General features: G+C 54.5%; 12 protein-coding genes. 6 read left to right on the forward strand and 6 right to left on the reverse strand.

What is annotated here, in order from left to right; genetic code table 11:
* Positions 1 to 14: 14 nt before the first annotated feature.
* The 3 genes from proQ to L2731_RS18185 all read right to left on the reverse strand — a co-directional run bounded on the left by proQ (position 15) and on the right by L2731_RS18185 (position 1692).
* Entirely contained in the window at positions 15 to 659 is a 645-nt protein-coding gene (gene proQ / locus L2731_RS18175) for an RNA chaperone ProQ (RefSeq protein WP_041511396.1), read from the reverse strand.
* A 272-nt stretch (positions 660 to 931) separates the two neighbouring features.
* Positions 932 to 1390, reverse strand: a complete 459-nt coding sequence (locus L2731_RS18180; RefSeq protein WP_239850406.1) for a GAF domain-containing protein — start codon at positions 1388 to 1390, stop codon at positions 932 to 934.
* 17 nt (positions 1391 to 1407) lie between these two features.
* Complete coding sequence (locus L2731_RS18185; RefSeq protein ID WP_041511398.1) at positions 1408 to 1692, reverse strand: YebG family protein; 285 nt, start codon at positions 1690 to 1692, stop codon at positions 1408 to 1410.
* 509 nt (positions 1693 to 2201) lie between these two features.
* Between L2731_RS18185 and L2731_RS18190 the strand changes: the two genes are divergently transcribed.
* The 4 genes from L2731_RS18190 to L2731_RS18205 all read left to right on the forward strand — a co-directional run bounded on the left by L2731_RS18190 (position 2202) and on the right by L2731_RS18205 (position 7240).
* Positions 2202 to 2828: a paraquat-inducible protein A gene (locus L2731_RS18190; RefSeq protein WP_249254760.1), complete on the forward strand. Its 627-nt coding sequence runs from the start codon at positions 2202 to 2204 to the stop codon at positions 2826 to 2828.
* Positions 2821 to 3453: a paraquat-inducible protein A gene (locus tag L2731_RS18195; protein WP_041511400.1), complete on the forward strand. Its 633-nt coding sequence runs from the start codon at positions 2821 to 2823 to the stop codon at positions 3451 to 3453. Before L2731_RS18190 ends, L2731_RS18195 begins: the two co-directional genes overlap by 8 nt.
* A complete protein-coding gene (locus L2731_RS18200; protein WP_249254761.1) occupies positions 3440 to 6064 on the forward strand; it encodes a PqiB family protein in 2625 nt (874 codons plus the stop codon). Before L2731_RS18195 ends, L2731_RS18200 begins: the two co-directional genes overlap by 14 nt.
* Positions 6065 to 6220: 156 nt before the next feature.
* The gene (locus L2731_RS18205; RefSeq protein WP_249254762.1) at positions 6221 to 7240 is read left to right on the forward strand and encodes a GGDEF domain-containing protein; all 1020 of its coding nucleotides are present in this window, start codon (positions 6221 to 6223) and stop codon (positions 7238 to 7240) included.
* Positions 7241 to 7243: 3 nt separating this feature from the next.
* On the opposite strand, the gene L2731_RS18210 is transcribed toward L2731_RS18205, so the two are convergent.
* From L2731_RS18210 to pdsO, 3 genes are read right to left on the reverse strand one after another with little or no spacing between them, the layout of a single operon-like run.
* Complete coding sequence (locus L2731_RS18210; RefSeq protein ID WP_249254763.1) at positions 7244 to 7912, reverse strand: class GN sortase; 669 nt, start codon at positions 7910 to 7912, stop codon at positions 7244 to 7246.
* A complete protein-coding gene (locus L2731_RS18215) occupies positions 7912 to 10197 on the reverse strand; it encodes a marine proteobacterial sortase target protein (protein WP_249254764.1) in 2286 nt (761 codons plus the stop codon). The genes L2731_RS18210 and L2731_RS18215 overlap by 1 nt, the downstream gene beginning before the upstream one ends.
* Positions 10198 to 10236: 39 nt before the next feature.
* Positions 10237 to 10992 (reverse strand): sortase-associated OmpA-like protein PdsO, encoded by a 756-nt coding sequence (gene pdsO, locus L2731_RS18220; protein ID WP_249254765.1) that lies wholly within the window; start codon positions 10990 to 10992, stop codon positions 10237 to 10239.
* 219 nt (positions 10993 to 11211) lie between these two features.
* On the opposite strand from pdsO, the gene pdsR reads away from it, so the two are divergent.
* Positions 11212 to 11904 (forward strand): proteobacterial dedicated sortase system response regulator, encoded by a 693-nt coding sequence (gene pdsR / locus L2731_RS18225; protein ID WP_011865589.1) that lies wholly within the window; start codon positions 11212 to 11214, stop codon positions 11902 to 11904.
* Between the two features lie 2 nt (positions 11905 to 11906).
* A complete protein-coding gene (pdsS, locus tag L2731_RS18230; RefSeq protein WP_249254766.1) occupies positions 11907 to 14078 on the forward strand; it encodes a proteobacterial dedicated sortase system histidine kinase in 2172 nt (723 codons plus the stop codon).
* The last annotated feature ends 80 nt before the right edge of the window (positions 14079 to 14158 follow it).

The following is a 14158-nucleotide window of genomic DNA, read 5'->3' on the forward strand; positions in this document are numbered from 1 at the left end:
TAAACGATGAACAGTTATAACAGGATATGCTCTACCGGGACTTTTACCGTCAATCCTGAATCTAACTGTACTTGAACATCTTCTTTCTTGATGTCCAGGACAACACCTGCAACAGGTGATTTACCTAGTTTGACACTCACGCGTTGATTTGGTTTCAACTCGGTCAGTGTTGCCGGGGTTAAATCCTTGGCTTCAACCTGTGGCTTAGCCGCTTTAGGCGCTGGTTTGCTGCTGCGCTTAGGCTGTGGCTTCTTGAAGGCTTTCTTCTCAGACTTAGGACCAGGCTTCTCAGCCTTTTCTGCCGCCGCTTTCGCTGCACGCTTTGCCTTAGCCTTCTCTTGACTCTCCTTCAGTGTAGCCTGTGCATGGTCAATATGCTCTTGCTCAAGCTCGCCACACTCGTTGCCGTCGAGATCGACACGCTGTGCCCCAGCCTTAACCCCTTTCAGGTAACGCCAGCTACTGGTGTAACGGCGTAAGGCGATTCTTAATTGCGTTTTACTGACTTTAGAATCATCAGCTAACCTTTCAGCCAAGTCTTGAAACAATCCTATTTTTAAAGGCTTAGTTTCACCTTCAGCGATAAAGCATAAAGGAAATGTTTCATATAAATACGCAAGAATTGCGTTGGTGTCGGTCAACTTTTCTGTTGATTCCATCATTACTTCCACAGTTTAAAAGGGACTATCACCTCGCCGGGTTAACGTCGGCACTGGCGTGTCGTTCATATTGGTTAGACATCGGGTCGCTTACATGCCGCTAGGCGGCGACCACACAATCCAACATACCTTATCAATTACAGTCAATAAACGCCATGTATTCATTTCAACTAATGAAAAATCTCACGGCGTGTTTTTGAATTCATCAAGCGGCCTATTATAAGGGCGCGCCAGACGAAAGCGACCATCAATTGTGCAAAATTGGTTGTAGTTTAAGCAAATAAAGCCTTTTCCAGACTTTTTACGCAGGACTCTAGCCCCAATTGATCCGCCTCGTCGAAGCGAGAGAAGGAGGGGCTATCAATATCGAGTACGCCGATCACCTGACCGTCACGGCGCAGTGGGATCACAATTTCCGAGTTACTGGCGGCATCACAGGCGATGTGACCGTCGAAAGCATGGACATCTTCGATGCGCTGAGTGGTATCACTCTGGGCCGCCGTGCCACATACTCCCTTCCCCACCGGAATACGGGTACAAGCCACTTTGCCTTGGAAGGGGCCCAGCACCAGCTGATCACCTTGCAGCAAATAGAAACCGACCCAGTTAATATCATCCAGATGCTCGTTGAGCAGCGCCGAGAAGTTTGCCATCGCCGCGACGAGGTTATCTTCGCCGCTAAACAGGGCTTCAACTTGACGGGTAAGCGTCGTGTAACAAGGTGTACTCATACAAATTTCCTAACAATTTATGTTTTCGTTTCAGCTTTCTTGGCGGGTTTCTTTGCCGGTGCAGCCTTAGTTGCTGCGCCGCCTTTCAAGAGTCCCATGAGCTGATCTTTATGTTCTGCCATGTAGAAACAAAGTTGTTCTAATGCATTTTCATCTAAGCCTAAATCAACTTGCTCAATAAAAGGAAGAAGATTATCCGCGATATCGAGCATCTTATCGTAGGCATCCGCCTCCTTCTTAGATGTGAATGTCATCTTCTCCACCCCTTCTCTGACTACGACAAATTTCGTTATAACTGCCATATTCGCCCTCACACTGTTTTTATATACAGTTGTAGAATCTCATAAATACAACTTCTTATGCAAGTCTCAAACTTTATCTGTTAGAATCTGCGCAACTATTAGCTCCGGATTTGGGAGCCACCTTATTAGGGCCTGTTGATCTTTCAAGTTTAATTTTTGTTCAATCTAAACGCATTTTGCGCGAGGCGAGAGTCATGAAGCATAGTTACTCTATGTGAATGGCGAGCAACAAAGTGCAGCGCGCGTTTAGATGAACCCTTTGGGCAGCTTTTGTAGGCCATTTCTACTGCGTTATCGCCCGTTGGTGTAGAATACTACACAACACAGGCTCTGCCTTGTATAAACCACCTACAAATTGCTGCAAAAACAAACAGCAAAGCTCAACAGGCCCTAGGTATTTCAATAGATTGACTATAGTAATATCTTATTGGCAATAGATTACTGGTCTATATCAAGAAATTCTCACTATTGATATAGCCTTAGATGACAGGAAGCGCCCCAGAACAGATATGAAAACAGAGGTGTTAGATAAGAGTATCGTTCTTTGCCGTGCTTGCGATCTGGTCGTGAGAAAACGCGCCTTGCCAACTGGGGTGCGGGCCCTCTGCCCACGCTGCCATACCAATCTCTATGATACCCCCTACTGCTCCGTCAACGGCATGTTAGCCCTGTGTATCACTGCGCTGGTGCTCTATTTTCCCGCCAACTTTTTTCCTGTGCTCGAGATGCATTTTCTCGGCAGCATTCGTACCACCACCATAGCCGGAGGCGCCATGGCCGTGGCCGCTCAGGGCTATTGGGTCGTGGGCATTGCCGTATTGGTGGCGGCGGTGATCGCCCCCGGCCTGCTTATTTTGTCGATACTCACCCAGGTGCTGATCGTAAAATACCGACTCAAGATCCCTTTCTTTCGCAATATCTATAAGAAGCTGCTGAAGCAGCACAGCTTATTGGCACAGCTCTCCATGCTTGAGATCTACATGATCAGCATATTCGTCTCGGTATTTCAGCTCTCAGATTACACCGATCTCTATTTCGGAATCGGCACTTTCTGTTTCACCATGTTGTTTATCATGGTGATCTTCATGCAACGGGAATATGACATAGAGCATATGTGGAGCGTACTGGATGAGTAAGCTCAGCAGGCCTCCCCAGGGCGAATCATTGGGGCTGACCAACTGCCCTACCTGTAAGTTTCTGTGCCATCTCGATCAGGGCAGCTGTCCACGCTGCGGACAGGCGGTGCAGAGCCGGGATCGCACCAGTGTGCAAAAGAGCTGGGCACTGCTGATCACCGCCGCCATCTTGCTGTTTCCGGCGAATCTCTACCCCATCACCATCATGACCAGTCAGGGGCAGGTACGCCAGGACACCATCTTCAGCGGCATTAACCACCTGGTGCACCTAGACCTTTTACCTATTGCCATTATTCTGTTTACCGCCAGTATCTTAGTGCCTATGTTGAAAATTTTTGGCCTGGCGCTTTACCTGACGGCGATCAGCTATCGCCTGCCGATCTCGAAAAAAACACTTATGGCTGGCTTTCATATCATCGAATGGATAGGTCGCTGGTCCATGCTGGATCTGTTTGTGATCTCCATTACCGCGGCGCTCATTAACATGGGACAGATTTGGGATGCCAAGCCGGCGCCTGCGGCCACCGCCTTCGCCTTGGTGATTCTGTTAACACAGCTGGCCGCAAAAGTATTAGACACGCGTTTACTCTGGGACCGATTGGAATCGAAAGATGACACAAATTGAAACACCAAAAGTCGTTAAGAAAAAACTCTTCTCTCCCATCTGGCTACTTCCTCTGATCGCTTTGGCCCTGGGAGCTTGGCTCGGGATCAAGAGCATTCGTGAGTCCGGCGTCGAAGTGCGCATCCATTTCCCCAGCGCCACAGGGATAGACGTGGGTAAGACGCTGGTCAGATACCAGGGATTAACCGTGGGTAAGGTGGTTGATATCAGTATCGACGATCAACTCCAGGGCGTTTATGTGGATCTGCTGATGGATTATCGCTCGACCCCCTTCCTACGCGATGAGACCAAGTTCTGGCTGGTGACCCCTAAGGCATCGATCACGGGTGTAGAAGGGCTAGACGCCCTCTTCTCGGGTAACTATATCGCCATCCAGCCAGGCGAAGGCGATTACAAGAACGAGTTTACCGCCGAAGATCAGGCCCCGCCGGTGGCTCCTGGCTCAGATGGTTTGATGATCGAACTCACCAGCCCATCCCTCGGCTCTTTGGATGTGGGCTCTCAGGTGTTTTACCGTCAGATCCCGGTCGGAAAAATAGTCAGCTATCGCCTGGTGAACGACGACAGCATCCTCTTCAATGCTTACATAGAGAAGAAGTATGCCCACCTAGTAAAACAGGACTCACGCTTCTGGAATGTCTCCGGGCTGGCGCTGGACGCCTCGCTATCTGGCATCAAGGTTAAGACAGAGAGCCTCTCGGCCATCCTCGCCGGTGGCGTCAGTTTCTCTTCACAAAGCAGCAGCGAGCAGGCGAACGTCAATCAGACCTTCACCATCTTCGAGGATAAAGAGCATGCCCTGGGCGGCATTAGCTTCAGCCTCACGGCCGATGACGCAGATAGCCTAAGCACAGGCGCCGACATCGTCTATCGCGGCATCACCATAGGCCAGATCACCCACACCCAGCTAACCGAGTCAGGCGTGACCTTCGATGCAAATATCGCCACTCAATATGCCGAGCTTCTCGGCACAGACAGTCAATTCTGGCTCGAAGGTGCCGATCTATCGCTTAGCGGCATCAAGCATGCCAGCCGACTGGTTACCGGGAATGTGGTAGCCTTCATGCCCGGCAGCGGCGAACATCAGGCCAGCTACCCACTGCTGGCTAAGGCACCGCAGCACACACAGCCGCCACTGTTGCTCAGCCTGAGCGCCGAGGAAAACCCAGGGATCAGCGCAGGCGCCGAGGTGCGCTACAAACAACTGCCCATAGGTCAGGTCGACGGCGTCGAGTTTAAACCTGACTTTTCCGGCCTAGCCTACCGCATCCAGATCTGGCCCGAATTTGCCAAGCTTATCCATCAGGGGAGCTACTTCGTTGCCGAATCGGCCCTGGCGATCGATGCCTCCCTGGACGGCATCAAGGTCAATACCCGGGATCTGTCCACCCTCACCAAAGGCGCCATCAGCCTGATGCAGGGCCGCAGTAAGAAAGCCGTCAATCCTGAGAGATCACTGCCACTGTTTGCCAATGCCAAGCAGGCCGAGGGGTATCTGGCTAAGCAGAGTCGCCTCAAAATAGTGCTTGCGAGTCCGGATGGTGCCGGGCTCGCCGCCCACTCCCCTATCTACTATAAGAAGATGCAGATCGGTGAGGTGCAAGGAGTCAACTGGCGCGCCAGCAGCGAAGACTTTGCCATCGAGCTGGGTATCGACAAGCAGTTCGCCTCGCTGGTTAAGCCAAGCACCATCTTCTGGCGTAACGGTGCCCTGAGCGTCGATGCCAGCCTAAATGGCGTCAAGCTGGATGTAGCGCCACTTGAAGGCGCATTAAAGGGCAGCGTATCCCTTGGGCTGCTGGACAAAGACGATATCGGTAACCAGAGCCACCTCTATGGCTCAGAGACCTTGGCCCGCGCTAAGGCAACGCCCATCAGCATAGTTTTCGATGCCAGCACACGCCTGAGTGCCCACGCGCCGATCCGCTATCAGGGCCATCAGATAGGGCAAGTCGAGAGGGTAAAACTATCCCAAGACTTGCACAGTGTCAGCGTCGATGCCTACCTCTATGGCGACTACGCAGCGCCTTTCCTGGCCGACGATGCCCAATACTTTATCGTCGACGCCAATATCTCCCTCTCAGGCATCACGGCCGCCGAGACCCTAATTACCGGCCCCTATGTGTCCGTACTGCCGGGTGAGAGTGGCAACATAGTGCATGACTTTATGGGCAGCGTCGAGTCCCCGGCATTACTCGCCCAAGACGCACTCACCTTCACTCTGGTGGATGACAACCTGGGCTCGGTCAAGATAGGCACCCCTATCATCTTCCGCGGTATCAAGATAGGCGAAGTCAAGCAGGTACAACTGTCCTCCACTGGCACTCAGGTCGAGATGACAGCTCAGGTGGCCAGCGGGTATCGTCATCTGATCAATCAGAGCAGTCAGTTCTGGGATTTGTCGGGTATCAAGGTCGATCTCGGCCTCTTCTCCGGCGCACAGATCGAAACCGGCTCACTGGAGACTATCATCGCCGGTGGTATTGGCGTGGCAACCCAATCGGCGACCACGGAGCAAAATCGCATAGGTCAGCATCAGATCTTTAGCCTGCAGCCCAAACTGGATCCCGATTGGTTAAAATGGGCGCCAAATCAACAAAGTCTGCATTAAGGCTCACTAGTATAGAAAGGCAGGGAGTCGACTTGGTGGCTATGCTTTACATAGCCACCCATTAAGGAAACTAGCTGCCAACTTGTGCCCTAAGACCTGTTTTGCACCGCCGAAACCTGTTTGGCACCGCCGAGCTCACCTTATCCTGGAGTCGAAATGAGCAAAGATTTGCTACGCGAAGCCGCTATCAACCTCAAGAAAGCGGTCCCCTTGATGCTCAAGCATCAGATCCCGACGACCCCCACCAACTATGCCCTGTGGTATGCCTATGTCGGCCAGCAAAACCCCGAACTCATCACCAAGATGGATAAGATAGTCAATGAGCACAATACCTGCCCGCCGGTCACTGGCGAGCTGCTCTACCGCGAGCATATTGCCGATCCCAGCGAGGTTAACGTGCTCAACATGCGCCAGAATCTGGAGGCCATGACCATAGAGCTGTCACAGTCGATCAAGGATACCAACCAAGACGCTACCGCGTTTCAACAGAAGGTCAACAGCAACTTCAACCGTCTCAATCGCATCGAGGAGGAAGGCCTGAGCCTGGAGAAGGTATTGGGGCTGGTACGGGATCTGGTGAAAGAATCCGATGATATACGCCAGAGTACAGAGTATTTTACCGGTCGCCTAGACAAGGCCCAGGAAGAGATCGCCGCCCTGAGAGAAGCCCTGAAACAATCGGAACAAGACGTTTACCATGACGCCCTCACCGGCGCGCTCAACCGCCGCGCCTTCGACCAGGATCTCAAGGGCGTACTGGCTCAGAGCCCTGAGGGCACCTGCCTGATCTTGGCCGATGTGGACCATTTCAAGAATTTCAACGACACCTATGGCCACCATCTCGGCGACAACGTGTTAAAGGCGGTGGCCAAGCGCCTCAGCGAATCCTGCCGTGACGGGGTCAAGCTATATCGCTATGGCGGCGAAGAGTTTGCCCTCATCGTGCCCAACAGCCATCAACGCAAGGCCCGCCATCTGGCCGATGCCATGCGCCGGGCCCTGGAGAAGATCTCCCTCAAGGACAGACGCAAGAATCAGACAATCGATAAGATTAGCGCCTCTTTCGGGGTTAGCGAATGGAAGGCAAATGACACCTTCGAATCGCTTATCGAGCGCACTGATGGTTTCCTCTATGACGCCAAAAACCTGGGCCGAAACCGGGTAATGCCCCTCTAATCCCTACGATTGGAGTCGACCCGATGACTGGGTTGGCTCTGACGACGCGGGTAAACGCGTCGCCACCGCCTCCTCCATAGGCTCGGCAATCACCACGAAACGCTGGCGGCTCTGCCCGCCTAAGCTATCGAAGGGGTAGCAGGTCACTAAGGTCAGGCGCAGGGCATCTTCCTGAGCCAGCAGCGCCGTATCTTGTTCATCCACCACCTGAGTCCCCAGCACGCGATAATTCACTACCTGCGCCGAGGCATCCTGCAGGGTGATCACCTGCCCCGGGTAGATCCCCTCGAGCCTGGCAAAATGGGTATCCCTGTGACCGGCAATGACCGTATTGCCCCAGTGATTGATCTGATTATCCGCCAGGATCGCGGCAGGCCCGAAGGCCAGATTACGCCCCGAGGCGCCCGCCAGCACGTAGAGGGGCGCACCACGGCGACGCCCCTGCTCGTCGGCAAAATGCAATTTAGCTATCGGGTAGGTATCGGCCCAGCTCCATGGCTTGTGGGCTTTACGATCCGCTAGGGTTCTATCCCATGCCCGCTCAATGAGGAACTGAGCAAAATGTGCCTTGGCTTGCATATAACCTCCTTTAAAGATCAGTGTCATGGCCGCCATCAGTGCGGTCAACAGCAGGACATGCCTGAGTCCCAGGCGTCTGCGACGATTCATCATCAGGCCTCCTGGCGTCTGCGCCACAGCCCCTGCAAGCAGGGAAGATAACTCACCCAATAGGCGCCAATCAGCAGCAACATCATGGCCCCCAGCGCCAGATAGAGACGGCTCTCGGTAGCGGTTTGCGGCCACTGAGATTGCACAGGCATAGGTGCGGGTTTAAACAGCTCCAAGGCGTCCATCGCTTCGGGGCGTGAAGGTGTTTTATCCACCGCCACCAGGCTGGTGTAGGGGCTGACCAGGTGGTAATCCATCGCCAGTCGGGTGACACGCTCTTTTATCGCGGCTTGGTTCTGCACATTCTTGCTCAGTTGCAGGCTGGCAATTTGATTGCGCGCCCAGATGAGATCGATTCCCCTTGGCTTCTCGCCCCCCACCAAGGCCAAGCGACGCTGCCAGTGCTTGCCATCGAGATCGCCCGAGATGATCAGGGCATCACTTCGGGCTCGCTCCGCAGGGGTTAGCCTCATCGCCACCATGATGGGCTCATGGGCATAGAGATCGCCAATCTGTACCGGCCAGTAGTCGGGAATAGAGCCATCATCCAGGGTCAGTGTCACATCGCTAATCTGTGGCGATTCAATTTTCTCCAGCAGCTCGCCTATCTTGGCGTCCACCTCACTGATCTTGCCCACATAGGTATAGGTGCCACGTCCCGCCCTGGCGGCGCGCTCCATGAAGTAGCCATTCGGCGCCGAACCTATCCCTACGGTAAACAGACGCTGATGTCCGATATTGGCGGCAATAAGCGCAAACAGCGACGCCTCGTTACCCACGGCGCCATCGGTAATAAACACCACCTGCTTCAACCGCTCGGGTCTCCCCGATGAAGCAATGGACGAGACGCCTGTGTCCGGCTGACTCAGTGCCCTCAGCAGCGCCGGCGCCATCTCTGTGCCGCCATCGGCCTCAAGACTCTGCACGAACAGGTTGGCCTTGCCCAAGTTCGCGGCGGTGGCCGAAAGCGCCACCGGCGACAGGCTACGCACGCTGCTGTCAAAGGCGATCACATTGAAAGTGTCCTGACTACTCAGCCCGGCTAAGGCATTTAAGATAGCCGACTTTGCCTGCGCGATAGAGTCGCCGGTCATGGAGCCCGAGGTGTCGATGACCAAAGTTAACTCTCTTGGTAGACGCAGGCGTGCCTTATTCTGAGGCGGCATCAGCATGACCAGGGCGTAGCTGTCTTGCTGAGCAAGTTTTTGCATGCCTTGCTCGTAGCTCTGCGCCTCATCATTACCAGCGGATGAAACGGCTAGCGGCTGATGTGTCTTGCCCAGCTGAGCAAACATCACGGCGCTTGGCTGCTCGGCAAGCTGTGGGCGCCACTTGAGCAGAAAGTCTCTGTCAGGCCTGAGGCTAGAGGTGAGATTCAGGCCTATCTTGGTGCCGCCAAGCTGGGTTTGGCGCATCTGATGATAAGGGGTCTCCAGTCGGCTGATGGCCATACCCGCATCCAGTACCACATCCAGATAGAGCTTCTGCTCATCGCTCTGTGCGCCCTCATTCAGGGCGTTAAGTCCTTGTGCATCGTTAACTGATGCTTGTTCTAAGTCTGGAGCCTGCCCCTTGGGAAAGTATCTCGGGGTGATGGCCGTAGGAAAACGCAGGCTGAACTCGCCATCTTGATAACGCACCTGCTGCTGATAGGCGATCTCAACGACCAAGGCCTCGCCCGGGCCCAGATTCGCCACCTCTGAGGTGAAAATATTGGGTCTTTGCTGACTTACCAGGCTGGCCTTCTTGCCGCTGGCCTTTGCCTGTTCGAAGGTTTGCCTCGCCACAGCCTTGGGCTGGATCTCACCGATTATCACCCGCTGGCCGATATGCAGCTTGAGGCTGTCGACCGCCGCATCATGAGGCAGCGGAAATTGATAGCGGCCATTGAGCCAATGCTCGCTGTCGTTCACAAACACCTGCTTTACCGACACCCGATTGATCCAGCCGGAGATGTTCATCTGCACCTGGGTATCCACCGCAAGCGCCGTCGCCGGCAAGCCTTTGCCCAATTGAACGCCATTTAGACGATACTCGAGCATGCCCTGCCCCAGAATAGGTTCGTCGGCTACCGGTAGGTCAAAATGGTGCAGCTGCTCGTCAAATCTGGCACCTTGCACATTAGGTTCGGATAGCTGACTCATGCGCCCAAAGGCAGGCGCCGCCGAGCTGAGCGCAGTAACACTTAACATCAAGGCGGCAAGTACCAGACGCTGGCGAGAAAAAAACGCCCCCCTCGGGGGGCAAAGGTCGGTCTGGTTCATCCTGAAATACGGGCGTGGCAACATCTTATTTCTCCTTTTACGCGTTGCTTCATGGTGCAAAATCTAGTTTGAAGCCAGAGCGGTATCGCCAGGCAGCAACTTGATGGTCACGCGGCGATCGAAGAAATCATTTTCGAAGCTCTGCTCATCCTTAACCGGTGCGCTGGCACCATAGGCCTTGGCATCGAGCCTGGCCTCATCCACGCCTTTAGATACCAGGTAACTTCTTACCTCGGCGACGCGCTGCTCAGACAACGCCTGGTTATAGCTGCTGTCGCCGCGTCTATCGGCGTAACCAGTCAGATCCAGCTTGAGCTGGGGCGAGATTGCCATGGCATCGGCCACCTCATCGAGCTGCCCCTTAAAGTGAGGCTCGACGGTCGATGAGCCCGTCTTAAACTGGACGTTGAGCCCCAGGGCCAACTCTTCTAAACGGGTGCCTTGATGCTGTCTAAGCTGTGCCAGTTCTACCTTGGCCTCTTGATACTCCTGCTGCACCGTCAGCAGCGCCTCGTTTTGCTGCTTGAGCGCCATCAGGCGACTCTCCTTCTCGGCCAATGCAGCCTGCTGCTGTTTGATCTCGCTGTCGTTGGCCACCGTCTGGCCTATCATGCCACCGGTAAAGGCGCCGATAATCGCGCCCACAGGGCCGGCTACCACGGCGCCCAGCACTATGCCTGAGCCGACACCGATAAGCGCCTCTTCATCTGTCGTGCTGCTGTTTGTCGTTTGCGTCGCTTGAGTTGCGGGGGCAGCGAAAGCCATTGAGCTGCCAAATAATGAAACACTGATTAATGCGGCGATGATCTGCTTCTTCATGGGAAAATCCTCAAGTTGACATGGATGGGTTTAATCAGAACCTTGTGGTCCTGTCGATGAGGTCATTAAACATGAGTGAAATGGCAAGTCCGGGGTGCAAAAATGACGATGCGCAGACCAAATGTGGCAAGAAAATGGCATTTGTCTCGGGCCACTTTTCTCCCCGGCATTTTGCTGTATAGTCACACTCCAGAAACACTAAGCTGTAATGGATGGATCATGAAGCGTATTGCAATAGTTGAAGATGAGGCGGCTATCCGCGAAAACTACAAAGAGGTGCTGCAACAGCAAGGCTACTTTGTGCAGGCGTACGCCAATCGCCCCAGCGCCATGGAGGCCTTCAACACTCGTCTGCCTGACTTAGCGATAATCGATATTGGCCTGGAAGATGAGATAGACGGTGGCTTTACCCTGTGCCAGTCGCTCAGGGCCATGTCGAACACTTTGCCTATCATCTTTTTGACCGCCAGAGACAGTGACTTCGACACCGTCTGCGGCCTGAGACTGGGCGCCGACGACTACCTGAGCAAAGACGTCAGCTTCCCCCATCTGATCGCACGCCTGGCCGCGCTATTTAGGCGCTCGGACATCCAAAATGGCGCCAACCCGCAAGATGGCATGATAGAGCACGGCAACCTGACCATAGATGTCAACCGCATCCAGGTCTACTGGAAGCAGCAGCCTATCGAGCTGACGGTCACCGAATTTTGGATGGTGCACGCTCTGGCCAAGCGCCCCGGCCACGTGCGTAGCCGCCAGGCATTGATGCAAGATGCCAAGATCTATGTGGATGACAGCACCATCACCTCCCATGTGAAGCGGATCCGCAAGAAATTTATCAGCCAAGACCCTGAGTTCGATTGCATCGATACCGTCTACGGCATGGGCTACCGCTGGGATACCCAAGACTAAGCATGTTTAATCTGCCCATCGGCCTGCGCACTAAGGTCGCCATACTCTCTCTCTTTCTGCTCTGCCTGCCCTGGCTTGGCTACCAATATGTGTGGGAGATGGAAAAATACCTGCGCCACGGTCAGGAGAAGACCCTGGAGGGCACGACCCAGGCGCTAGCCACCGCCCTGCATGAACGTCCTAAGCTGTTCGACAAGCAGGCGAGTTTTCTGTCACAAGTCAAGAAGGGGCGGGATCTCTACGCCTACCCGTTAACCGGCCCTATCCATCTGGACGGCAAGCTGGGCGAATGGGCCGATAATCGTCACCGCGCTCTGACCTATGGCGCCGACCATCAGCTGTTTAAGGCAGATGACGGCAAGCCGCTCAACATCCGCTTTACCCACATGGTGGGTAAGTACGCCGGTTACCTCTATGGTTATTTCGAGGTGACAGATCCTAAGGTGATCTACCGCGGCACCAACAGCCTGCGCATCGACAACAACGATCATCTGGCCATCGCCACCCTGGCGCCCGATGGCCAATTTCGTCGCTATATCGTGGCCACCATACGCGACGGCTGGATCAGCGCCTTCGAGCTACCCGCCGATCCACGTAAGTCACAGCCGGTCACCCCAGAGGTGCGCATCCAGGGCAAGTGGCTAAAAACCGACAAAGGCTACAATATCGAGCTGAGGATGCCGCTGGAGATGGTGGGCAGCAAGCTGGGCTTTGCCATTGTCGATGTCAACGACAGGAAAAAACGTCATGTCGAGGCGATAGTCGGCACCTCGGCCACAGATGATGTCAGCAAGTTAGGTACTGTGCTCGTGCCCTCGCCTGAGATCGAGAGCATCATCAAGGGGATGAGCCATAACAGCTCACGGATCTGGGTGGTGGATCGCCACGGCCGGGTATTGGCAAAGTCGGGCGACATCTACAGCAGCACCAACGTGTGGGCGCAGACGGCGACCGAGCAGACGCCGGATACCTTCTGGGGCCGCTTTAAGCAGCAGTTCCTGCACCCGCTCTACTATCGTATTCTGACCACCCCACCTAAGCATTTCGTCGACTCGCTCAAGGACTCTACCGTGCTGGAGGGCAGCCATATCCGCAAGGCCCTGGCCGGCCAATTTGGCTCCACCTGGCGACTAACCCCGGACGGCAAGGCGGTGATCCTGGCCGCCGCCAGCCCTATCTGGATAGACGATGACGTGATGGGCGTGGTGATCGCCGAAGAGACCACCCACGGCATCCGCACCCTGCGTAACAAGGCGCTGGAGAAGCTGTTCAACGTCATCTTGACCATTATGAGCATGGGCACCCTGGCGCTCTTCTTCTTCGCCTCCAGCATCTCCAGCCGTATTCGTAAGCTGAGAGACGATGCCGAACAGGCCATCGACAGCCAAGGCAGGATCAGAAAGGCGATCGTCGGCTCCAAGGTGCGCGATGAAATCGGCGATCTCAGCCGCAGTTTTGCCAGCATAGTCGGGCGTCTGAGCCAATACACCCACTATCTGGAGAATATGTCTTCACGCCTGGGGCATGAGCTGCGTACCCCTGTGGCCGTGGTGCGCTCGTCCCTCGAACATCTCAACAGCCAGGATCTGCCGCCCCAGCATCAAAAGTATGTGGACAGAGCCCACGAAGGGGTGAGCCGACTCAACATGATCCTCAACAACATGAGCGAAGCCACCCGCCTCGAAGAGGCACTGACCGATGCCGAGGTGGACAACTTCCCCCTCTCCAAGGTGGTAGCCGGTTGCATGCAGGGCTATCAGATGACCTACGCCAATCAGGTATTTGAGCTGGAGATCGACAAGGACCCCATGACCATGCGCGGCGTTCCCGAGTATATCGCCCAGCTGATGGATAAGCTGATCGCCAACGCCATCGAGTTCAGCCAGAGCGATACGCCGATCAAGGTGTCACTCAAGGCCAAGGGCAGACAGGCGCTACTGAGCGTCAGCAATCATGGGCCATCATTGCCCGCCAACATGGGCGAGCAGATCTTCGAGTCTATGGTATCTGTACGTGCCCAGAAGGCGCAGGACAAGCCTCACCTTGGACTCGGCCTCTATATCGCCCGCTTGGTCACCTACTTCCACAACGGTACCATTCGCGCCGAAAACCTGATGCAGGATAATCAGGCCGTCGGGGTGGTTATCCATGTCCGTCTGCCGCTAAAGGCCTAATAAGGGTTCAGGACTAATAAGGCTCAGAAAAAGCGGAAACGACTCCAATAAATCTCACTTTCATTTAGCCGTATAGATGT

This window comes from Shewanella aquimarina (genome assembly GCF_023349185.1).
GTDB lineage: Bacteria > Pseudomonadota > Gammaproteobacteria > Enterobacterales > Shewanellaceae > Shewanella > Shewanella aquimarina.

What these genes read in the sequence shown, in the direction of transcription:
- proQ (WP_041511396.1), bottom strand. Translation starts at nt 659, where the DNA reads ATGGAATCAACAGAAAAGTTGACCGACACCAACGCAATTCTTGCGTAT.
- L2731_RS18205 (WP_249254762.1), top strand. Translation starts at nt 6,221, where the DNA reads ATGAGCAAAGATTTGCTACGCGAAGCCGCTATCAACCTCAAGAAAGCG.
- L2731_RS18185 (WP_041511398.1), bottom strand. Translation starts at nt 1,692, where the DNA reads ATGGCAGTTATAACGAAATTTGTCGTAGTCAGAGAAGGGGTGGAGAAG.
- L2731_RS18210 (WP_249254763.1), bottom strand. Translation starts at nt 7,912, where the DNA reads ATGATGAATCGTCGCAGACGCCTGGGACTCAGGCATGTCCTGCTGTTG.
- pdsR (WP_011865589.1), top strand. Translation starts at nt 11,212, where the DNA reads ATGAAGCGTATTGCAATAGTTGAAGATGAGGCGGCTATCCGCGAAAAC.
- L2731_RS18190 (WP_249254760.1), top strand. Translation starts at nt 2,202, where the DNA reads ATGAAAACAGAGGTGTTAGATAAGAGTATCGTTCTTTGCCGTGCTTGC.
- L2731_RS18215 (WP_249254764.1), bottom strand. Translation starts at nt 10,197, where the DNA reads ATGTTGCCACGCCCGTATTTCAGGATGAACCAGACCGACCTTTGCCCC.
- pdsS (WP_249254766.1), top strand. Translation starts at nt 11,907, where the DNA reads ATGTTTAATCTGCCCATCGGCCTGCGCACTAAGGTCGCCATACTCTCT.
- L2731_RS18200 (WP_249254761.1), top strand. Translation starts at nt 3,440, where the DNA reads ATGACACAAATTGAAACACCAAAAGTCGTTAAGAAAAAACTCTTCTCT.
- L2731_RS18180 (WP_239850406.1), bottom strand. Translation starts at nt 1,390, where the DNA reads ATGAGTACACCTTGTTACACGACGCTTACCCGTCAAGTTGAAGCCCTG.
- L2731_RS18195 (WP_041511400.1), top strand. Translation starts at nt 2,821, where the DNA reads ATGAGTAAGCTCAGCAGGCCTCCCCAGGGCGAATCATTGGGGCTGACC.
- pdsO (WP_249254765.1), bottom strand. Translation starts at nt 10,992, where the DNA reads ATGAAGAAGCAGATCATCGCCGCATTAATCAGTGTTTCATTATTTGGC.